This window comes from Ferrimonas aestuarii, assembly GCF_005116665.1.
Lineage (GTDB): Bacteria > Pseudomonadota > Gammaproteobacteria > Enterobacterales > Shewanellaceae > Ferrimonas > Ferrimonas aestuarii.
In genome coordinates this window covers 438,606-461,460 of sequence record NZ_SWCJ01000001.1, presented here as the reverse complement: position 1 = coordinate 461,460, position 22,855 = coordinate 438,606, and the positions used below count along the sequence as shown (strand labels likewise).

Here is a 22,855-nt window from a genome sequence, read left to right as displayed (position 1 = left end):
TGAAATTCCTGTCTTGGGTTTGCGCTTTTCCAGTCTGGCTTCTACGGTTACCCCAAGGATTTTAGAAAGCGCAATAAAAATAACTATCTAAGCATGCACCAGCAAAGCAAATCACTAACTGGTGTCATGCTGCTGGCACATTACTGCAATGGCAACGTCACAGAAACCACCTAAAGTTATCAAAAGCGACTCAAACCGCGTGTCATAGACAACTCAAGATCTGCACTCAGGGAACGAGGCTCGATTTGTTAGAGGAAAAACGCTTTTACCTGCTGGGTGTAGGTAATGAATATCACGACTGGCAGGGCAATCGTCAGCCCTTCAGCTTTGAAACTCGTTCCCGCTTGGCCGAACAGATCGCCCCCCTTGCCAATGAAGCTGACGCACTGAAAAAACAGGTAGAACAGCTTGACGTCACCCCGTGGCAGCAACTAGCCCCAAGGTTTCAGCTCACCGAACTGGCCCAGCCCCATCTGATCGTTCATCAACAAGCCAATTCTGAGACCGCCATTGTCGTCAGTTATGGGGACAGTACCGTTACCCTGTCCACTAACCCTGAGCAGATCATCGGCGACTATCACCATCAGCAAATCCAGTATGTTAGGTATCGAGTTCCACTGCCAAGGGCGCTGCTTCCGAATAAACCCAGCGAGCTGACTCTCGCCCTGCACAGCGGCAACCAGCGTACTCAGGTCAATCTACTGCTGCTGCCTCAACCCCAAAACTCACCTCGGGCTTGGGGCGTCAACCTGCATCTGTATCGTCTGAAAAGTAACGAGCAATGGGGCATCGGCGATTTCGGAGATCTTAACCGCGTGATCCAGTGGCTAGCCCCCAAAGGGGCCGGATTTATCAGCCTCAACCCCTTATGTACCCCCGACAGAAACATCGCTGATAACGTCAGTCCCTACTGCGCCAGTGATCGCCGTAGCATTCACCCGCTGTATTTGGACATCAGCCAGTTTCCAGAGTTTGACTGGATAGAAACGGAGCTGGATCAGTTGCCCTGGCAAAGCCAAAAGCAGCAGTTGAAGCAGGGGCAATGGCTGGATTATCTCGATGTGGCCAAGCTGAAGTACGCCGCATTTGATCTGCTGCACCAAGAGTTCTTAAAACGCACACGAGGCAGCGGCGACCTTCGAGACACTGAGTTTGAGCGCTTTTGCCATCAACACCGCGGCAAACTCAAAGCCTATTGCCAACAAGAGCACCGTTGGCTGTGGCAGCAGCTGCATTTGGAGGTCAACCCTGAGCTGCCTCTATTTTTGCAGTTTGAAGCCCAGCGACAGTTGTTACAAAGCCAGCAGCTGTGTCAGACCCTCGGCATGACCATCGGCCTAATTGGCGATCTGCCCATTGGCGTCCCCCACACCAGCGCCGAAGTCAGTCAAAATGCCAGTCAGTTTTGCACCGGCGCTGAATTGGGTGCGCCAGCGGATGAGCTAGCGCCCCAAGGACAGAACTGGGGTCTTGCGCCCTTAAACCCACAGCAACTGCAACATCAGCACTATGCCCCTGTTCGCCAGCTTCTGGAGCATCACCTGTGCCTCTATGGCGGTCTTAGGATTGACCACATCATCGGATATCGGCGTCAGTGGTGGAGCCTAACGCAAGGCGATCATCGCGGCTTTGTCTACTTCCCTCTCGAGCCTCTGATGCAGCTGACTCGCTACCACGGCCATCAACACAATGCCGTCGTGATTGGCGAAAATCTCGGCATTGTTCCCCCAGAGGTAAATCAGCAACTCAGCCACAATGGCCTTCAAGGTTGTGGCCTGCTCTACTTCAGCAAAGACAATCACGGCAACTGGCACAGTCCTGAAAATCATCAACGGGATCAATTGTGGATGACCACCAATCACGACGTCCCCCCGCTGGCGCAATGGTTTGAAAGCAAAGACATTCTGCAGCGGGCGCAGTTAGGCTTACCTCAAGATACCGATGCCTTACTGGCACAAAGGCGCAAGGATAGGACCGCCCTACTTCGTTGGATACAGGAAACCCTCTCCCAATCAACCCATTGTGATTCAACACATTGGAACCGACATCTGGCATTTGATTGCCTCAAAGCCGCTGCCCATAGCCACGCCAAACTTTTTGCCCTGCAACTGGACGATCTGATGTTGTGTGAAGACCCAATCAACATTCCAGGCACCTGGCAACAATACCCCAACTGGTGCCGCCGCTTCGACGCCTCTCTCGAGCAGCTTCAAGCCGATGTCGCCATCAACGAGTGCCTAGACCAGATTCATCACATTCGACAACAGCGAGCGCCCAAGCCATGACCCTGACCTGTTCCCCTGACATCGACCATGCCCCTCGCCTTGAGCTCAATCAACGGGGCATGAAGCCTAGCCAAGGTAAGCGAGGGCTCACCATCGGCTGCTATTTCCCCGGTGCCGTTCGCGTGGAGGTGCTGCACCTCCAGTCAGGTAAAACCGTCTGCGAGCTGCCAAAACTTAACGACGCCGGCGAGTTTTTTGGGGCGGTAGGTCGCCGATTTAAACCTTTTCGCTATCAATTTCGGGTGCGCTACCCAGAGCAGAGCATCGAGGTCATCGACCCCTATCAGTTTGCTCCCGAGCTCGACAGCGAACAGCAGTTCATGTTTGCCGAAGGCACCTTAGAGCAGGCTTATCACTACCTTGGCGCTAACTGGCACTGTCAAGATGGCATCGAGGGCGTTCGCTTTGCTCTATGGGCGCCGAACGCCAAACGGGTCAACCTCATCGGTGATTTTAACCACTGGGATGACGACGCCCACCCCATGCTTCATTGCGGTGACAGCGGCATCTGGCAGCTGTTTATTCCCAGGTTAACCGCCAATCAGCATTATCAGTTCCACATCCTTGGCGACGACAATCTGTGGCGAAAAAAAGCCGACCCCTATGCCAAGGTCATGGCGTTACCCCCGTTTAACGCCGGCCGAGTTCCTGCCAAACCGCCGTATCAGTGGCAAGATCAGAAGTGGCTGCGCCAGCGCGGCGAGGGAAACAGTTGGCAAGAGCCCTTGAGCATTTATGAACTGCACGCAGGCTCCTGGAAGCGAGATGAACACAATCGTCACCTGAATTTCGACCAACTGGCTGACAGCTTGATTCCCTATGTGAAGCAGATGGGCTTTACCCACATTCAGCTGATGCCGATCATGGCTCACCCTTTTACCGGTTCTTGGGGCTACCAGCCCATCGGTCTATATTCGCTGGATCCAAGGTTGGGCACCCAAGACCAGCTCAAGGGCTTTATTGACCGCTGCCATCAGCAGGGCATAGGCGTCTTGCTCGACTGGGTCATCGCCCATTTCCCCAAAGACAGTTATGGTTTGGAGCGCTTCGACGGTACCGCCCTTTATGAACATCACGATCCCAGCAAAGCCCATCACCCTGATTGGGATACCGCCCTATTCAACTACGGCCGCAACGAAGTGCGCAGTTACCTGCTCAGTAATGCCTTCTACTGGCTTAAGGAGTTCCATTTCGATGGCCTGCGCCTCGATGCGGTCTCCTCCATGCTGTATCTAGACTACAGCCGCGGCCCAGATGAATGGCAACCCAATATTGATGGTGGCAATGAACATCTTGAAGCGGTCAGCCTACTGAAAACCCTAAATCAGCGCTGCCATTTCAATTTTCCCGGAGTACTGATGGTGGCCGAAGAGTCCACCAGTTGGTCTGGCGTCAGCCACGGCATTGAACAGGGCGGACTGGGGTTTGGCTACAAGTGGAACATGGGCTGGATGAACGATTGCCTGCGTTACCTAAATCAAGATCCCCTCTACCGCTGCCACCACCATGGCCTGATGAACTTTGCCATGGTCTACGCCTACAGCGAGAACTTCATTCTGGCCATCAGTCACGATGAAGTGGTGCATGGCAAAGGTGCCATGCTCAGCAAAATTCCCGGCGACCCATGGCAACAGTTTGCCACCCTGCGAGCATTCTATGGCTTTATGTGGGCCCATCCTGGCAAAAAGCTGCTGTTTATGGGCCAAGAGTTCGGCCAGTGGCAGGAGTGGCATCACGACGGTCAATTAGACTGGCCACTATTGGGGTTTGACACCCACCAAGGCGTTCAGCGCTTTGTAAGTGAGCTAAACGCCCTCTACAAAGCCACTCCGGCGCTTTATGAACTTGACCACAGTGACGAGGGTTTCCGCTGGCTCGACTGTGATGACGCCGAGCGCAGCCTATTTAGCTTTGTTCGCTACGACAGCCAAGGCAACGCGGTTGTGGCCATCATCAACATGACCCCTCAGGTTCATACCGACTTTCGCCTTGGGGTACCTCAAGCAGGCCTGTACACCACCCTAATCAACAGCGACCACCGCCGCTTTGGTGGCAGTGGCGTCACCAGCGATGTCCCCCATCCAAGCGAAGCGATTGAGGCTCACCAGCAGCCCCACAGTATCCGGATCACCGTGCCTCCGCTCGGTTGTGTCTACCTAGCTCGGGAGTCGGCCCTGTGACCCAAACTGCCCCAACTGCGCTCATTGAGGAAAACCCTGAACTTGGCACCACCATGGTTGATGGCGGGGTGCGCTTTGCACTCTATTCCCAAGGGGCGCAGCGGGTCATATTGTGTCTGTTTGACGAGCACGACCGCCATCAAAGTAGCCATGACTTGACCCAGGGCACCGGTCATATTTGGCAAACTTGGATTGCGGGCATCGGTGCAGGTCAGCGTTACGGCTATCGAGTCTACGGCCCATATCAACCCGAAAAGGGCCAAAGATTTAACCCTAACAAACTGCTCATTGACCCTTATTCGCGGCGCTTGAGTCGCGACCTTGAGTTTCACCCACACCAGTTGGGTTACCAAGGCGAAGAGCAGCAAGGGCAGATCTGCAGCATCGACTCTGCCGCTGTCATGCCCAAGTCCGTGGTGGTTGAACCTCTCGGCTTTAGCCATCGCTACCCTCGAATTCCCTGGCCTAAAACGGTGATCTACGAAGCTCATCCCAAAGGGTTGTCTCAACTGTGGCCACAGATCTCCCCTGCCCACCGGGGCAAACTCTCCGCCCTGTGTCAGCCAGAGGCCATCGCTCACTTTAAGCGATTAGGGATCACCACCATTGAACTGCTGCCCATTCACCCCAAAGCCAGCGAACCCTTTATTGTCTCGAAGGCACTCACTAACTACTGGGGATACAACAACCTGCAGTTTTTCGCCTTCCAAAATACCCTGCTAGACGATGGTAACCCTAAGGCTTTGGCCGACGTTATCGATGTGCTTCACCAGCACGGGTTGGAGCTGATTTTAGACGTGGTTTTCAATCACAGCGCCGAGGGCAATGAACATGGCCCCCACTACAGCTTTCGCGGCATCGACAACCTCAGCTACTACCGAGTTACCGATAACCCTCGCTTTTATGAAAACCACAGTGGCTGCGGCAATAGCCTTGATCTGAGTCACCCCATGGTTGTGCGAATGGTCACCGACAGTTTGAGGTACTGGGTCGAAGAGGTTGGCGTGGATGGTTTTCGCTTTGACTTAGCAACCACCCTAGGGCGCACGCCCCATTTTACTCGTCACAGCGGCCTGTTGCAGGCGATACACCAAGACCCCACACTGCGCCGCTGCAAACTGATTGCCGAACCTTGGGATCTCGGCCAGCAAGGGTATCAATTAGGGCAATTTAGCGGCCGCTGGCGAGAGTGGAACGATCGTTTCCGAGATACCCTACGCAGCTTCTGGCGCGCCGATCCCGACCGCCTTCGGCCACTGGCTGAGGTGCTTCACGGCTCCGCGGCTCTGTTTGACAAAGACCAACGCGGCCCCACCGCCAGCATCAATTTCATCACCAGTCACGATGGCTTTACCCTGATGGATCTGGTCAGTTTTACCCAGCGTCATAACCAAGCAAACGGCGAAGACAACCGAGATGGCCATAGCCATAACTTAAGTCACAACCACGGCAGCGAAGGGCCAACCGAGGATGCCGATATCAACGCCCTGCGGCTCAGGCAACAGAAAAACTTGCTGGCATGCGTGCTGCTGTCTCAAGGCACCCCAATGCTGCTGGCTGGCGATGAAGCCGAAAACAGTCAACAAGGGAACAATAACGCTTACTGCCAAGACAATCCGATCGGTTGGGTTAATTGGTCTGATTCCACTTTGGCAGACTGGATAGCCTCTTTGACCGCCCTGCGTCGCCGCTTTCAAGGATTATTTAGTTACGAATACCTGCATCATCAATCTGAGCCCTACGGTTGCCATTGGTTTGATGAAGCCGCTCTGCCGCTATCTGAGAAACAGTGGCTACAACCTCAGCGACGCCAGATTGCCATGCGATATAGCCGCGCTCCCTATTCACTGCTGCTGGCCATGAACGCCTCACCACAGGCCAGCATCCAAACCCTGCCAGACAACTCACAGCATCGAGGCTGGCAACTGGAGATCAGCAGCCATCCAGACAATGAACTTGTGCAAGAACGGATTGAACTTCAACCTCACAGCCTGGCGGTATTGTCGGCTTCGTTAAAGGACTAACTTGATGCCAAGAGCCAAAAGCAACAAATCAGCCCACGTAGACTCGCTGAAAAACAGCTTTGATCATTACATCCGCTATAGCCTCAGCCGAGACAAGCCCCAAGAGCGAGATCTCTACCAAGCGCTGGCACTGAGCGTGCGCGAGCAATTGATGGATAAGTGGCGTGACACTCGAATTCGAAACAACCAGTTCAGCACCCGCAAAGTGGCCTACCTGTCGTTGGAGTTTCTGATGGGCCGGGCTCTAGGTAATGCCATTTTAAACCTCAACCTCAAGCCAGAAGTTGAACAAACGCTACTCAATTACAGTGCCGAACTCGAACAGATCGCCGAGCAAGAGCAGGACGCTGGCCTTGGTAACGGCGGGCTTGGTCGACTGGCAGCCTGCTTTCTCGACAGCTGCGCCTGCTTGGACATGCCGGTTCTAGGATATGGCATCCGCTATGAATACGGCATGTTTACCCAGCAATTTTGCGAGGGTCACCAGATTGAGCAGCCAGACCGCTGGCTTCGTGACGGTAACCCCTGGGAAATCAAGGTTCCCCACCATAACCAACTGGTACGCTTTGGTGGCCGAACGGATACCTACACCGATGAGCAGGGGCGTTTACACCATCAGTGGCTCGACAGCGAAGAGGTGTTGGCAGTGGCCTTTGATCTGCCCATTCCTGGCTACCAAAACGGCCGCATCAACACCCTAAGACTGTGGAAAGCAGAAGCCACCGATGAGTTTGACCTCAGCCAGTTCAATCAGGGTGGCTATAGCGAGGCGGTGGCCGCGAAGAACCAAGCGGAACAGATCACCATGGTGCTCTACCCCAATGACAGCAGCGAAAATGGCAAAGAGCTGAGGTTACGTCAGCAGTACTTCTTAAGCTCTGCCAGTCTGCAAGATATGCTTGCCAGCTTCGTCAGCAGCCACGGCGCCGACTTCGACGCCTTTGCCGCCAACCACGTGATTCAGCTCAACGACACCCACCCAAGCGTTTCCGTCGCAGAGATGATGCGGCTGCTGATGGACGTCTATGAGCAGGGCTGGGATGAGGCCTGGGCCATTACTCACAGAGTGATGGCATACACCAACCACACCCTGCTGCCCGAAGCGTTAGAGTGCTGGCCTGTGGAGCTGTTTGAGCGGCTGCTGCCTCGGGTTCTGGAGATCATCTATGAGATCAACGCCCGCTTCCTAGAGCAGGTTGCCCACCACTGGCCCGGTGATGGCAGCAAACTGGCAGAACTGTCTATCATCAGCGACGGTCCCCACAAACAGGTGCGCATGGCCCATCTGGCCATCGTTGGCAGTTTCTCTGTTAATGGCGTCGCCAAGCTGCACACCGAACTGCTCACCAATGGCCTATTTAAAACCTTTTATGAGCTGTGGCCGCAGCGCTTTAACAACAAGACCAACGGCGTCACCCCTCGCCGCTGGCTGGCCAACGCCAACCCAAGATTGGCCAAGCTGTTGACGGAGCGCATGGGAGAAGGCTGGATCACCGACCTATCTCAGCTCAATGCCATCAGCGCCTACACCAGTGATAGCGATTTTTGTCACCACTGGCGTGAGATAAAACACAGCAACAAAAAGGCGGTTGCTCGCCTAGTGGAAGCGCGTTGCGGAGTCGAATTTGACCCGAGCATGATGTTTGATGTTCAGGTCAAACGAATCCACGAGTACAAGCGCCAGCTACTTAATATTCTTCACGTGATTCACCTCTATCGCCGCATCACTCAGGGAGATACCCAAGGCATTACCCCTCGCTGCGTGCTGATTGGCGGCAAGGCGGCACCGGGTTACACCATGGCCAAATTGATTCTAAAGCTGGCCAATAACGTCGCCTACATGGTCAATTCCGATCCCCGCGTTCGACCTTGGTTGAGAATGGCGGTGCTGCCCGACTACAACGTCAGCGCCATGGAAGTGATCTGCCCTGGCACCGATCTGTCTGAGCAGATCAGCACCGCCGGTAAAGAGGCCTCAGGAACCGGCAACATGAAGTTCATGATGAACGGAGCCCTCACCATCGGTACCTTAGATGGCGCCAACATCGAGATTCTGGATGCGGTTGGCGAAGAAAACTTCTTCCTGTTTGGCCTCAACGCCCATCAGGTTCACCAAACCCGAACAAACTATCACCCCCACCACTATGTGGAGCGTTCTGACAACCTACGTCAGGTGCTGTCGCTGCTGGAAAGTGGTCACTTTAGCCTCCTAGAGCCAGGTCTATTCCAGCCGATTTTGGATGCCCTACTCAGCCCCACCGATCCTTGGATGACCGTGGCCGACTTTGATGCCTACCTGTGTGCTCAGGAGCAGGTAGATCACGCCTACGCCAACCAAGACCACTGGACTCGCATGAGCATTCGCAATACCGCCGCCAGCGGTCGCTTCTCCAGCGATGTGACCATCAGCAACTATCGAGATGAGATCTGGCATTGTGCTGACGCCACCGGCTCCAGCACTTCAAGCACCTCCAACTCCCACAAGGAACAAGTGAATGACAAAGGCTGATCCTCGCTACGTCAGTAACCTCACCCGTGACACTTATGCGCTGATTCTTGCCGGCGGCCGTGGCAGTCGCCTCCATGAGCTGACCAACTGGCGCGCCAAGCCGGCGGTCTATTTTGGCGGGCAGTTTCGAATCATCGACTTCCCGCTCTCCAACTGCGTCAACTCCGGAGTGCGTCGAATTGGGGTGGTGACTCAATACAAATCCCACAGTTTGATTCGCCATCTGAGTCGAGGTTGGGGGCATTTTAAACGCGAGCTGGGGGAGTCCGTTGAGATCCTTCCTGCCTCCCAACGCTACTCCGACGACTGGTATCAAGGCACCGCCGATGCGGTGTTCCAAAATCAGGACATCATCCGCCATGAGAATCCGAAGTTCGTGATGGTGCTCTCTGGCGATCACATCTACCGCATGGACTACGCAGGGCTGATTGCCGCCCACGCGGAAACCGGTGCCGATATGACGGTCTCCTGCATCGAAGTGCCGGTGGCCGAAGCCGCCAACAGTTTCGGCGTGATGGAGGTGGATCGCAGCCACCGCATCATCGGCTTTGAGGAGAAACCCGCTAACCCCAAACCTCTGCCCGACAACCCTGAGATGTGCCTGGCGTCCATGGGCAATTACGTTTTTAACTCCGACTTTCTGTTCGAGCAGTTAAAGCAAGACGCCGGTAACCTCGAGTCGGATCACGACTTTGGCAAAAACATCATCCCCGCCATCATCAACAACCACAAGGTGTTCGCCTACCGGCACCGCAGCGCCCTAGATAATGAGCCCCCCTACTGGCGTGATGTGGGCACCTTAGACTCCTTCTACCAGGCCAATATGGAGCTGCTCCAGCCCACCCCACCACTGAACCTGTACGACCAACGCTGGCCAATCTGGAGCTATCAAGAGCAGCTGGCACCGGCCAAATTTGTATTCGATGACGATGGCCGACGAGGCACCGCCGCCGACGCCATCGTTTCATCGGGCTGCATCATCTCCGGTGCCACGGTGCGGCGCTGCGTGCTGTTTAATCGTGTCCACATTCACGACTACTCCCTCGTTGAGGACTCGGTGATCCTGCCCAATGTGGTGATAGGTCAAGGGGCGCAAATCAAAAACGCCATTTTAGAGCGAGGCTGCGTCATCCCTGAAAAGATGGTGATCGGCTACGACCGCATGCAAGACAAAAAGCGCGGCTTTCGCGTGACCGAGCAGGGCCGCGTGTTAGTCACTCGAGAGATGCTGGGGCTCAACATTGGATATGAGGATTAAGGGATGACGAAGGTATTGATGGTCAGCGCCGAGAATGGCGCCTTTGTGGGCGGCAAAGTCGGCGGCATGGGCGACGTGATTCGCGACCTACCACCGCAACTGGCAAAACAGCAGATAGAGGCCGATGTGATCATGCCCAGTTACGGGCGTTTTTCCCAAGAGCTGCAAGCCCAGCACATCAGTGAGCTTAGCGTCAGCTTCGCCGGACAGATGCAAGCGGTCTCCCTCTATCGCTGCGATAACCCAAGCCACCCCCAAGGCCAACTCTACCTGCTGGATCACCCTCTGTTTGCTAGCGCTGGCGTTGGCCGCATCTACGACCGCCGCGAGCGTGGAGAGCCTTTTGCCGTCGATGCCAGCAAATTCGCCCTGTTTTGTGCCAGCGTTGCCAAAGCCCTGTGTGATGCCAAGCTGGGAGAGTATCAAGTACTGCATCTTCATGATTGGCATACGGCGCTGCTGGCGCTGCTGCGTCAATTCGACCCCAGATATCGGCCATTACAGGGACTACGCTGCGTTTTCAGCATCCACAACTTGGCCCATCAAGGACCGCGCCCATATCGCGGCAGCGACTCCTCGCTAGAGCAGTGGTTTCCGGAACTGCTTCATGCCATGCCCCACGATGCTTGGGCCAAGGTCGGGGATCCCCGCTACAGCGAATGCCTAAATCCCATGCGCTGCGGCATCAACTTAAGTGACAAAGTTCACCTGGTTTCACCAAGTTATGCCGAAGAAGTACTGTTACCCAGCCACCCTCACCTTGGCTATTATGGCGGCGAGGGGCTACAGGACGACCTGTCCCGTTGTAAGCAGCAGGGCAAACTGATCGGCATTCTCAATGGCCTCACCTACCCAGACATCGGCCCAGAGCGGGGCGATTTTAATCAGCTTCTCACCAAGGCACTGTCGTCGATCTGCTTGTGGCAGGCCGAGTCTGAGTTCGCCCGCAGCGTCGACTTGATTGCCCACGCCCGAATCAATCAGTGGCAGAGCCAAAACCGCCAGCCCAGCGTGATTCTGTCGTCGGTGGCTCGGCTCACAGAGCAGAAAGCCCAGATCCTCTGTCACGCCCTTGCCAGCGGCAAAACCGTTCTGGAAACCCTGCTATTTAAACTCAAGCAGCGCCACCCTAATGGCGTGTACCTCTGCCTTGGCAGTGGCAGCAGCGCCATCGAATCTCAATTGCAACAGATTGCGGCTCGTCACGACAACTTCCTGTTTTTAAATGGCTACCAAGAGGAACTGTCGGCGGCGGTATACCAGCAAGGGCAGCTGTTTTTAATGCCCAGTTCATTTGAGCCCTGTGGCCTGAGTCAGCTGATGGCGATGCGAGAGGGGCAGCCTTGTCTTGTGCATCATGTCGGCGGGCTGAAAGACACCGTTGAAGATGGCGTAACCGGCTTTGCGTTTCAAGGAAAAGGACTCGAACAGCAAGGTCTGGCGATGCTTAGGCGATTTGATGAAGTGATGGCAATGCTAGGTAGCGACACCTGGCAGCAGATCTGCGCCAACGCCAAAGAGTGCCGCTTCGACTGGCAGCAGCCCTGCGCCGAGTACAAAACCCAGCTCTACGACGCTTAGCCTTAGCAGCTTAACCGCCCACTCTCTGCAGGCGCTGATTACTGCCCCAGCGCCTGAATTTCAGCCTCAGACAATGCTCGGTCATAGAGACGTATCTCATCGAGGCTGCCAGAAAATGGCTCACTAACGCCCGCTGAGCCGCCAAACCACAACTCGCCGCCACCATCTGCAGGTTGAGCCGCCCCAACGGCGACCAAAACGCCATTGACGTAAAGTCGTCGCTGACTCATCGCGGCATCCTGCACCAAGGTCAGGTGCTGCCAGCCGTTGCCATACCTTGGCCCTTGTACGTTACTTGGGCCACCAAAGACCCATTTTCGCCATGGCGCTAGCCACAACCCATACCAAGGTGCCGCGTCTCTAGACACTGTCACAATACCCGCCCAATCACTGGGGCTGTCGGCCACATTAACCCATAGCGATAGGCTAAAGCTGTCGGACTCGACAAAGTTAAAGGCGCTGCTGCCTCCGACCACCACCTTGTCATCCACACCATCAAAAGCCAATCCCTGACCAAACCGACCCGCAACATACTCCGCCCCGTCCACCACCGCATTAAAGCCGTTACCCGATTGATCCGTAACATCGCCATCTAGGGGCCAATGACCAATCAATCCTGATGGCGAACCACTTTGTTGCACCTCAAAGCTCACCGATGCTTGGGAGCTTGGCGTCCCCAATGGCTGGTGATTGGCATCCACCAACCACACTTGCAACTGATGAGCGCCCAAGGAGAGCTCACCAAAGTCATACTCGGTCACAGTGAGTGTGTGCAGTGGGATGTAGGGCTGCTGATCCAGCTGCAAGTGCACATGATCATAACCGCTGGCATCGCCGCTCAATTGCCAACGTAGGGTGACGCTGCCACTGATCAACTGATCCGGCTCAGGGGAAAGGATGGTGACCGTGGGCGGTTGTGGCGGGGTAATGGTCACCTGAACCTCAGCGAGGTTACTGAGATTTCCCTCTACGTCCATCAACTGATAGCTAAACCCATCAACCACGCTGTCGCTGCCGTCGTGCTGATAGCTCAGCTCACCGCTGCTGGTATCAAACTCCAAACTACCATACGACGGTGCCACCACCACATTGAAGCTTGAGAGCTCCCAACCGTTGGAGGCTTGATCGTTGGCCAGCGGCATAAAGCTCAGCCGCTGGCCAGTCTCCAGCTCAATTTGGTCGTCCGAGGCCTGTACCACCAAAGCGTCAGGTTCAAGCCGATACAGTGCCATCGCCTCACTGTCATCCACACTTGAGTCAAACAGGCGAACCTCATCAAGCGCGCCAGCAAAAAACTCCTCAACGCCATTGGAGCCCCCAAGCCACAGCTCTCCATCTCCAGTTGCTGGCTGTGCCTGTCCAGATTTCACAAGCAGGCCATTAAGATACAACTGCCGGGTGCCCGCCTCGCCATCTTGAGTCAGAACCAGATGATGCCAGCCCAGGCTCACACTTGGACCAACCACATTGGCAGCGCCCCCGAATACCCACTTGCCCCAAGAGGCTATCCAGAGTCCATACCAGGGAGCCTTGTCTCGCGACTTGGTCACCACCCCGGCCCAGCCAGACTGCTGGGCATCAGGATTCACCCACAAAGACAAGGTAAAGCTGTCGCCGACATCAAAGCTCAAACTGGGCTGATGCGCCACGCTGGCCCAATCATCCACGCCATCAAACCGAAGCCCTTGTCCAAAGCGCCCCTCGCTCAATATGGCCCCTTGCACATTGGCCACCAACCCATTGCCGCTAACGTCCATGGCCAGGCCGTTATCCAGCGCTTCAAAATTCCAATAGCCCAATAAATTTGGGCTCGGAGCGCTGCCACCACTGATGGAGAAGCTGACGGCGACCGCCGGTGACCACTGCCCAGTGATGGACTGCACTCGATACTCTACGCTGTCACTTTGAGATGCCCCTTGCTGGTGCTGATACCGAATCTGCCCCTCCTCAACACTGGCGCTGCCGTGGCTTGGTAAGGTGATTAACTCTAAAGACTGAGCGTTGATTGACTCCGACGCACTGTCGTTTGCCAGCACGTCCACCAACACCGTGCCGCCGTCAGACAGCGCTGCGCTGTCGGCCTGCATAACAAAAGTGACGCCATCGGGCGGCTCCGTGGGTTCAAAGCTTGCTAGCGCCTCCACTTCCCCGGGCGCTAAGGCACGATTATAAATTCGAAGCTCATCGAGGCTGCCGTAGAAAAATTCATCCACACTGGCGGCGCCCCCGAGCCACAGGTCCCCAATACCATCAGCGGCTTTAGCGCCTCCTGATGCCATCAGTTGCCCATTGAGATAAAAACGGCGGCTATTACTCAACGCATCCTGAACCAAAGCTAAATGTTGCCAACCACTGCTAAATAGCTCACCGTTTACGTTGCTTGGCCCACCAAACACCCACACGCCCCAAGGCGCAATCCACAGCCCGTACCATGGCGCAGCGTCTCTGGATTTCACCACCAATCCGGTCCAGCCCGATTGCGCGGCATTGGCATCCACCCACACCGACAAGCTAAAGCTGTCACTGATGCCAAACTGCAGCCGAGGGTTGGTGGGAATCACCGCCCGTTGATTGATGCCATTAAACCCAAGCCCGCCCCCAAATCGCCCCGCTTCTCGGCTAGCCCCCACCAAAACGCCATCCTGACCGAAACCACTGGCATCCTCTAATACCGACAACGAGCTCCCGTCCATGGGCCAGTAACCCACCAAACCTAGGCTGGGTAACTGCGGATCTAGGGCAAACTCGGCAGTGGCCACATCCGAAGGCAGGTTGCCCACTCGGTAAGCTCGAACTTTTACGGTAAGGGGAAAGCGGTCACTGCCAGTCACCACAATGGGGCCTTGATATAGGGTGGACAAAAACGTCGGTTCGCTGCCATCTAAGCTGTAATAGAGGGATGCATCGGCATCCGCAGCGAGGATAACTTCTGTGCCAACGACCACCTCGCCCCCAGATGGCGAAATGGTTGGGGTTGCCAACGCCGCACCGGCTCCTGCGCGAGTTAAATTGATGGAGACCAGTGCTGTTTCCGACACAAACCCCTGTGCGTTTCGCAGTTGATAACGAAAACTGTCGCTGCCCTCTTCACTGCCAAAGGGGCGGTAACGCAAAGCCTCTCCCTCAACAATCAGCTGGCCCAATCGGGGCGGTTCGATGATGGTGACATTGGCAATGCCCAGCCCATCAATATTCAGATCGTTGTCTAGAATGTCGACGTCCACGACAGTTCCTAGCACCACCGTGATGCTGTCATCATTGGCCTCAGGCGGTGACAGACTGGCACAATCTGGCTGAATTACGCGACGGCGTTGAGTGGACAGCCCATGGGCATCAGTGACCGTAAGCACCACCTCATAAAAGTAGGTTTGACCGCGGCACCCCACTGGGGCCAACTGCACTTCCGCCTCACAACGTGCTATGGGAGGGTCTTCATGAAAGTGATTGTTGTGATGCAAGATAAGCTGCCACTTGCAACTGAGCTCACCGATGTCATGTTCCGCATCCGTCAAGTTGGCACTTAAAACTAAGCTGGAATCGCCATCCAGTGGGTAGAGCGCATCAATTTCAGGGGAGGTCAGTTCAATTTGAGGCGGCGTGTTATTCACACTGATGATCAGGGTTTCCGTTGCCTGCAGAGGCGGCTCGCCGTTGTCGGTCAAGGTTAGGCTGACGTCAAACTGCTGCGGCGCATCGGTATCGGCCACAAAAACATGGTTGGGGTTGGCTAAGGTGCTGGATTGTCCATCACCAAACTGCCAATCAAACTCACTGATGCTGCCATCAGGATCATCAGAGCCTGCCGAGGAGAAGCTCACCTCTAGTGGCGATTGACCATAGTTTACGGATGCACTGGCCACAGGCTCAGGCGGTCGATTGCCCCCAGGGGAGTAGCTTACTTTGTAGATAAAACTGGCCCAACTGATGTAATAGAGCGCCTCATCCGAAGGGTGGCTGGCCACAAACACCACGCCACCGGCATCGGATGCAAAGGGCTCGACCTCAGTCACCCGCCCCTCAGGGCTGATGTCCATCCACTTCAGCCACTGACCACCGAAATCGCCATGAAGGTAACGCCCTTGATAAGCCTCGGGAAAGCCGTCTCCCTGATACCACGCTCCTCCGGTAGAAGCGTTGCCCACAAAAGCGTCGCCTTGAGTCAAAGGCTCGCCCCCCACGCTGGGTGCCTCGCCAATCGCCACCGCTTCCGCGCGCCCCTCAGCGTCAAACCCAGGGGAGCGTACCAAAGGGTCGTCATGTTGCCACTCAAGTTGAGGTCGCTCGTGGCCGAAGGTGGGGAATGTCATGGCAAGGGACGGGTCACAGGGGTTAGCCACTGTCACTTCGGGCAAGCTGGCCTGAGCAATTAAATCTCGAAACTGAACCTCACAACCCAGTTGCGCCGATGCACTAAGGTGGATTTTAGGACGAGTATCGTAGCCCTCAGCTTGAGTCAGCCCCTCAAACAGAGGCCAGCCGAAGTTCTGGCCGGGTGCGTTCACTACATTGAGCTCCTCCCAAGTGTCATTACCCACGTCCCCCACCACCAACACCCCAGGGTCGCCTTGGCTGATATCGTGGGATCCCGTTTCCGGCATCAGCGCCATTCGGTAGGGGTTTCGAAGCCCCAAAGACCACAGCCTAGAGCTTGCCGAGCGTGGCTCTAGGGGCTGATAGAATGGATTCGAAGGCAGGCCATTGCCGGTTGCTGGGTCGATACGAATGATCTTGCCATTTAAAGATTCGATAAGCTGCGCTCGGTAACTGCCAACGTTTTCCTCTGGCGTAAAGATGCCGTCATCCAAGGCTTGTTGAAACGCGGTCTCATCGGCACTGCCGACGTCATACCCCACAAAGCTGGAAGCATCACCAAAGGCGGCCAACAGTGAGCCGTCATTGCCAAACAGCAGTTGGCCGTTGCTGTGAGACTGATGAACAATGGGAAATCCTGATTGAGGAGTGTCGCCCACCAGCACAACTCGAGATTGCAGGTCGAAGCTTACCGCTCGACGAAAATCGTTATCCTCCGCAGGCTTTATGGCCTGATAACGGGTGATTCGGCCAATGGTGGCTTGGGTGCTCTCTTCGGTAAAAGTTGGGTCATAATCGCCATCGCATATCGGCGGCCCAGCAGGCGTAGGCTCTGTGCAATGGTCTAGGTGGTGGCGATCTACAGCATAGCTTAGGTAAACAAAGCCGTTTTGATAGAAATTGGGGTCCAGAGCAAACCCGAGTAGGCCATGGTCTCGCCACGCTAACACTTCGTCGCTGATGTCCAGCACCGGCGAGGTCACTGGCACAGAGGCATCAATCACCCACAGCTTGCCTCCACGCTCCCACGCGTAAAGGCGCTCACCAGACTCATCAAAGGTGATGCCAACAACACCAGACCAGCCCTGTCCATCTGGGCGAGCAACGCTTTCTTCCGTGAAATCTGAGCTGGTAAACTGCGCAGCCTTTAGGGAAAACCCTAACCCTATCAGGCTGATCAAGAATGCACTCAGCAGATTGCGCATACTCGCCTCAGCTAACCCAACACGTCTCAAACTTCTCCTCGCCCTAATCAGCCGCCTGAACCTTGCCACGGTTTGCTGATAAAAGCGCAGATCGAAAGCCTAGCTCAACCCAAGAAAGCTGGCGAACGCCATCAGAAAAAAGCCCTCCATGAGAAAGAAAACCTTGCTTGTACCGTCATACCAATCACACTAATGATCTGCTCATTCAGCTGAAGTTAATCGGTTCTCTGACAAGGCTGTAAAGCGAAGCTCTAGTGGTTCTAAAGTGAGGTTTACTAACGCGGTATGAGAGCTGAGTAAATCAGCCCTCCGGGAAGCGCTCAAACGCCCCGACTCTGCGTTAGCGTTGTTCGAAAGGTATCTACACTCCTTCACGACGCTGCCTTGATTCAGAACTTTTGAGGGCTTCTAAGCTGCACAGAGCATTAATGTAATTGGTATTATCTTGGTTACAAATACAATTTGTCCCGATACGTGGGGCGTTCAAGGAGAGTTTTATGTCGAGCTACATCCCACCTAAGGTTTGGACTCACAATGAACCTAACGGCGGTCAATTTGCCAACATCAACCGCCCCGTATCCGGGGCCACTCGGTAGGCTCCCATCCACTGCAGCTTTACTCCATGGGGACACCCAATGGTCAGAAAGTCACCATCATGTTGGAGGAGCTATTGGCTCTGGGCCACCAAGGTGCCGAGTATGACGCTCACCTAATTCGAATCGGTGAAGGCGATCAGTTTGGCTCAGGCTTTGTCGACGCCAATCCCAACTCTAAGATTCCCGCCTTAGTCGATACCACCAATGACACCAAGGTGTTCGAGTCTGGTTCGATTTTGGTCTATCTGGCCGATAAGTTTGGCGAACTGCTGCCTACCAATCCCAGCGAGCGAGCCTCGGTCATGAACTGGCTGTTCTGGCTCCATGGCAGCGCACCCTACTTAGGTGGCGGTTTTGGTCACTTTTATGCCTATGCACCGGAGAAATTCGAATACCCCATCAATCGCTTCTCAATGGAGGTAAAACGGCAGATGGACGTGTTGGACAAACGCTTAGCCCAGAGCCCTTATTTGGGAGGCGAGCAGTACAGCATCGCCGACATCGCCACGTGGCCTTGGTATGGCAACCTGGTTTTGGGCAACCTGTATGAAGCTAAGACCTTCTTGGATGTCGACAGCTACGTTCACCTTAAGCGCTGGGCAGAAACTCTAGCTCAACGACCGGCAGTGCAGCGCGGCCGCATCGTTAATAAGGTTTGGGGCGACGAATCTGAGCAGTTGGCCGAGCGACACAATGCCGCCGACATCGACGCTGTATTGAAGTCATGATTAAAACTGCCAAGAGGCCTGTGCCTCTTGGCAGTCTAACCTCAATAGATCGGGTTCCAATGTGTGAGCCAGCCGATATACCTTAGAGTAAAAACCCCACCTCTCTCACAATTTAGTGAGCCCAACAAAAACAGGTTGAACAAAAGTCAGCAGCAATGTCTTAACGAATATTATTAGTTCGTTAAGGAAATACCATGACCTTAGTTGAGTCTGTCTCGCTGTTGCTGGGTCTTATCTACGCCTCTAGCTTGCTCTATTTTGGGGGAAAACGGTGGGGCGCCGCCCTTATCTCTCTCATGGCACTCGCCGCCGTCATCGTTGCCAGCATCTGGCCGCTATTGGTTGGCACCGCCATCGCCGCCGCTGTGTTTGCTCTGGTTCATCGCCGCTCACCGCAGTTAACTCAAGGGGAGGGCCGAGCCGACGAGGTGCGCGATGCCGTTAGCCACTTTTTTGCCCTGTCGTTGCTGATCGTTGGTTTGCAATATGTGGTGTATCACGCGCTGCTGTTAAATGGCCTAGGAGGTCATCTAACACGCCCTGATGTGGTGGATGCCTTCATCCCCATCGCCGGCGGTCTTGAACTCAAAGCCATTGTGACCTTGAACCTTTGGGATAAGCACCACCCAGCAGCCGCGGTCATGCTGTTTACGGTGATGGTCAGTGCCATTGTGTGTAAACGGGCATTTTGTGGCTGGGCCTGTCCTCTCGGATTACTCGGCACTCAGCTGTATCGACTCAGAAAACGCTTTATTCCCGGAGATGCCCTACCACCGGCTTGGCTGGATTGGCCGTTGCGCATGGTGAAGTACCTGCTGTTTTTCGTGCTGCTCTATCTGGTTGTCTTCGGCATGCCTTCTCAAGCACTTCCTGGCTATTTCGGTGGCAACTACCATATGATCTCCGATGCCAAGATGGGCGCCTTTTTCCTCAGCCCATCGCTGCTCGCAGGCATCATCATTGTGCTGGTGTTGGCCATGGCGATGTGGCAACAGCAATCTTTCTGCCGCTACCTCTGCCCCTATGGTGCAGGCCTTGGGCTACTGAGTTTCCTTAGCCCATTTAAGATTCGTCGCAGCGATGAGCACTGCTTGAAATCCAAAGGCTTTGCCTGTGACAAGTGCACCCGCGCCTGCCCTGCTCGTATTGAGGTGGATAACCTAATCACCGTTCGCAGTGACGAGTGTCAGGCCTGCATGCGCTGCATCTCTGCGTGTCCTAAAAAAGAGGCGCTAACACTCAGCACTCGCACTGGCATCTCCCTGTCCGCAAAAGGCGTAGCCGTGATTCTGATGCTGATGATGTTCGCCATTCCTCTCATCGCTGCAGCCTGTGGTTATTGGCACAGTGAGGTCACCGATGAGATGCGAGCTTACTTACTGCCTTACTTGCATCAAATCGGTCACTGACCCGAGGGCTTAGCCCCAAACCGATCAGGTCAAGGAAGACTTGATTGAGCCCTAAGGCCAATCGAGTTCGTGCTCTGAATCCAACGATGCCTCATCATCGAACTCCAATTGCTTAGACAAGCTATCGTCGATAGCTTGCCTTTGCTCCTGAGAGACCACCCCCATTCCTTCAGAATAATCCAGTAACTGCTCAATTCCAGAGTCGTAGTACTCGCTCGACCCGATGACGCAGTCCGCATGCTGTTTTATCGACAGCAAGTCCACCGTCATGGCATCCGCAGCGTTCCCTGAAAGCAAATGATGCGCCTGGATATCACGATAATCGGAGATCACATTGTCTATGTCCGAATATTGATGGAGTAGATTTTTACTGCAGCTAAACGTTTCTTCGTGATCCAGTTCGGCCATCAATAGCGCCGGTGCGTTGTTAGCGGTTAAGAGATCGGTATAGGGGTGCTGCTTTGTGCCACCTGCCAACTCAGGTTCTTGATTGTGAATGCAATCGACCCCGGCGCTCAGTAATGACCGCTGTCGCTCATCCAAATCCATGCCATCAATAAGCTCCTCGCTCTGTTGCCGAATCTCATCCGAATTGAGCGTTGCCCCTTCAGTGGCAGATTCACCCAAATTACTCACCGCCTGCTGATAAGTGTCATTAGCACGTTCAATGAACTGATTAGACAGATCAATCGCCGACTTAGAGATGATGTGATGAGCATGCAGGTAGCTATCAAACAACTGCACTCCCTTTTTATCCGCCGCTTGGCTTATCTCACCATAAGCGCCGCCAAGCTTTTCGGGAGCTTGTCTTTGCGATTCATCATCGCGAGTAAAACGCTCATCTTCGAATCGAGAGGTAGGGGTTGACGTCATTGCAAAGAGACTCCCCATTTAGCCAATTTCGGCTGCTGATACCAGCGCACTTTCTGGGCTTTGATAGGGTGATGGTTTTCTACGAACAGCAGTTGCTGATCACCATGGAGTACCATCAACTCATCGGCGTAAGCCAACTGTCGCTGTGACACGTCCAAAGAGTAACCATCGGTTTGAGTCTGAGTTGACGGCCCATAACCAAAGGCACTGGCCACGGAATTACTTAACGACACCTTCTGCACCGTTGTGCTACCACACATTTTGGAAAAGTACTCTGCGGTCTTCAGGTCTCGGCTACCAAAGTACTGAATTACCCCCGCATTACCAATAAAGGTCTCCCAGGAGTCTTGGTAAAGGCGCTCAAGTTGTCCAAAATCCTGCACAATGCCCCAAAGTTGAATACCAAACCCAGCCATCAGGCCATACGCTTGTTCAACCATGGTGAGCTTTCCTAACGCCGCCATCTCATCGAGCATAAACAGCACCGGTTTATCCGGCTTCTGGGTAATATCGCGAACGTTCATGGTGATCGCTTGCTGAACCAATAGCCTCAACCACGGGCTGAAGGTATGAATTCGATCTGCAGGTAGCACCAGATATACCGTCTGTCGCTTGGTTTTAAAGTCTTCAAACTTAAAGCTCGATTTAGACAAGGATTGGCGAATTCTATCGCTATCCAAAAAATGAGTTTGTGACTGCAGGTGAGCCATAACGTTGCTTGCCAGCTTGGCGTCCTTTGATGCGGTTCGCTGTGCTGTGGTCGATACCAAACGATTGCTATTGGCAAACATGGCTTTGAGCACGGCATTAAACTCATCTTTACCGAGCGTGATGATGTCGCGAACTCGTGCCAGATGACGCCGATTAATCTCCATGGCATCGGTAGCCACATAGAGAATGATGCCCGTCAGAAGAGCCTGAGATTCCGCATGCCAAAAAGGATCATTGGCCCCACCGTGCTCCACCAAGATGGCATCCGCCAGCATCTTGGCATTTTCATTGATATCCGGATCCCGAGGGTCCAGCCAGTCCAAGGGATTAAAGTAAGCCTGGGGCAACTGAGTAATTCCCCAAGGGTCGAGCACAAACACCTCTTGCCCCAATCCTGGAATGCCATTCGCCTCATCGCCTTCACCACGCCTTGCCGCGCTGATGAGGGCATTCTCTCCTTTAGGATCAATCACCAAAGCAGATCCCTCATAGGTCAACAGGTTAGGGATAATCGCGGATACCCCTTTTCCGGCCCGAGTGGGTGCCACCGTTAACAGATGACGATTTCCCTGATAACTCAGCGGTACACTCTGCTGTTGAGCTTTCACGGACTTCACCGACCCACTCCAGGGGTCATCGTCATCGGCAATCCACTGCGGTGATGCCTTAGTATCCAAATAATGAAACTGACCCAAAGTCAGCCCGGAATCTACAGTTAACTCATGACGCTCTAGGTAATCTTTAGTTGCCCACTGAGCCGAGCCAAAAGTGGTATCTTTTGAGGCTACCGACGTTCTTCTTAGTAACTGAAATACGATAACAGCCGAGATGATAAAGGCAGCGCCCATGCCAAACGTAGGTAAGGCGTACCAACTGATCATCAACACGGCAGCACAAAACAGAATAAATATCAGCTTACGTAACTTACGAAACCGGTCACTAAAGAACATACCAACTAAAGCACCGAGCACAACACACAGCAGCGTCCCCCAAAATTGCTCGGTGCGCGACATGTATAAACCAAAAATATCTCGGGCATAGCTTATTGGCGGCATCACCAACAACAGTGCCCCCACGAAGAGGGGAATCCGTTTTTTGACCATCATGAAAACATCCCTGTTTCACCATCGGCGGAAAAGTTGGCAACCAGAGACCAGCCAAAACCGATAACAACGCTGCCATTGC

10 protein-coding genes and 1 pseudogene are annotated in these 22,855 nt (G+C 54.4%); 8 read left to right on the top strand and 3 right to left on the bottom strand.

Features of this window, described 5'->3' with window-relative positions:
• Positions 1–245 precede the first annotated feature (245 nt).
• The 6 genes from FCL42_RS02105 to FCL42_RS02080 are packed head-to-tail and all read left to right on the top strand — an operon-like array spanning position 246 to position 11,837.
• Complete coding sequence (locus tag FCL42_RS02105) at positions 246–2,285, top strand: 4-alpha-glucanotransferase (protein WP_136861710.1); 2,040 nt, start codon at positions 246–248, stop codon at positions 2,283–2,285.
• Positions 2,282–4,465, top strand: coding sequence for a 1,4-alpha-glucan branching protein GlgB (glgB, locus tag FCL42_RS02100; protein WP_136861709.1), 2,184 nt, complete (start codon positions 2,282–2,284; stop codon positions 4,463–4,465). Before FCL42_RS02105 ends, glgB begins: the two co-directional genes overlap by 4 nt.
• Entirely contained in the window at positions 4,462–6,489 is a 2,028-nt protein-coding gene (gene glgX, locus FCL42_RS02095) for a glycogen debranching protein GlgX (protein WP_136861708.1), read from the top strand. Before glgB ends, glgX begins: the two co-directional genes overlap by 4 nt.
• Positions 6,490–6,493: 4 nt before the next feature.
• On the top strand, positions 6,494–8,998 hold the full coding sequence (locus FCL42_RS02090; protein ID WP_136861707.1) for a glycogen/starch/alpha-glucan phosphorylase: 2,505 nt from the start codon (positions 6,494–6,496) through the stop codon (positions 8,996–8,998).
• Positions 8,985–10,256 carry a glucose-1-phosphate adenylyltransferase gene (gene glgC / locus FCL42_RS02085; protein WP_136861706.1) on the top strand — a complete coding sequence of 424 codons (1,272 nt, stop codon included), beginning with the start codon at positions 8,985–8,987 and terminating at the stop codon, positions 10,254–10,256. Before FCL42_RS02090 ends, glgC begins: the two co-directional genes overlap by 14 nt.
• Positions 10,257–10,259: 3 nt before the next feature.
• Complete coding sequence (locus tag FCL42_RS02080; RefSeq protein ID WP_136861705.1) at positions 10,260–11,837, top strand: glycogen synthase; 1,578 nt, start codon at positions 10,260–10,262, stop codon at positions 11,835–11,837.
• A gap of 38 nt (positions 11,838–11,875) precedes the next feature.
• On the opposite strand, the gene FCL42_RS02075 is transcribed toward FCL42_RS02080, so the two are convergent.
• Positions 11,876–17,353: a LamG-like jellyroll fold domain-containing protein gene (locus FCL42_RS02075; protein ID WP_136861704.1), complete on the bottom strand. Its 5,478-nt coding sequence runs from the start codon at positions 17,351–17,353 to the stop codon at positions 11,876–11,878.
• Between the two features lie 497 nt (positions 17,354–17,850).
• On the opposite strand from FCL42_RS02075, the pseudogene yghU reads away from it, so the two are divergent.
• Positions 17,851–18,677, top strand: a pseudogene (gene yghU, locus FCL42_RS02070) (glutathione-dependent disulfide-bond oxidoreductase).
• A 194-nt stretch (positions 18,678–18,871) separates the two neighbouring features.
• Positions 18,872–20,086, top strand: coding sequence for a 4Fe-4S binding protein (locus FCL42_RS02065; RefSeq protein WP_136861703.1), 1,215 nt, complete (start codon positions 18,872–18,874; stop codon positions 20,084–20,086).
• A gap of 51 nt (positions 20,087–20,137) precedes the next feature.
• Here FCL42_RS02065 and FCL42_RS02060 read toward each other — a convergent pair whose 3' ends face one another.
• A complete protein-coding gene (locus FCL42_RS02060) occupies positions 20,138–20,959 on the bottom strand; it encodes a hypothetical protein (RefSeq protein WP_136861702.1) in 822 nt (273 codons plus the stop codon).
• Positions 20,956–22,776: a type IV secretory system conjugative DNA transfer family protein gene (locus tag FCL42_RS02055; RefSeq protein WP_136861701.1), complete on the bottom strand. Its 1,821-nt coding sequence runs from the start codon at positions 22,774–22,776 to the stop codon at positions 20,956–20,958. Before FCL42_RS02055 ends, FCL42_RS02060 begins: the two co-directional genes overlap by 4 nt.
• Between the last annotated feature and the right edge of the window lie 79 nt (positions 22,777–22,855).

Excerpts from the sequence above, each read along its gene's own strand:
- glgB (WP_136861709.1), top strand. The coding sequence starts at position 2,282 with ATGACCCTGACCTGTTCCCCTGACATCGACCATGCCCCTCGCCTTGAG.
- FCL42_RS02090 (WP_136861707.1), top strand. The coding sequence starts at position 6,494 with ATGCCAAGAGCCAAAAGCAACAAATCAGCCCACGTAGACTCGCTGAAA.
- glgC (WP_136861706.1), top strand. The coding sequence starts at position 8,985 with ATGACAAAGGCTGATCCTCGCTACGTCAGTAACCTCACCCGTGACACT.
- FCL42_RS02080 (WP_136861705.1), top strand. The coding sequence starts at position 10,260 with ATGACGAAGGTATTGATGGTCAGCGCCGAGAATGGCGCCTTTGTGGGC.
- FCL42_RS02075 (WP_136861704.1), bottom strand. The coding sequence starts at position 17,353 with ATGCGCAATCTGCTGAGTGCATTCTTGATCAGCCTGATAGGGTTAGGG.
- FCL42_RS02065 (WP_136861703.1), top strand. The coding sequence starts at position 18,872 with ATGACCTTAGTTGAGTCTGTCTCGCTGTTGCTGGGTCTTATCTACGCC.
- FCL42_RS02060 (WP_136861702.1), bottom strand. The coding sequence starts at position 20,959 with ATGACGTCAACCCCTACCTCTCGATTCGAAGATGAGCGTTTTACTCGC.
- FCL42_RS02055 (WP_136861701.1), bottom strand. The coding sequence starts at position 22,776 with ATGATGGTCAAAAAACGGATTCCCCTCTTCGTGGGGGCACTGTTGTTG.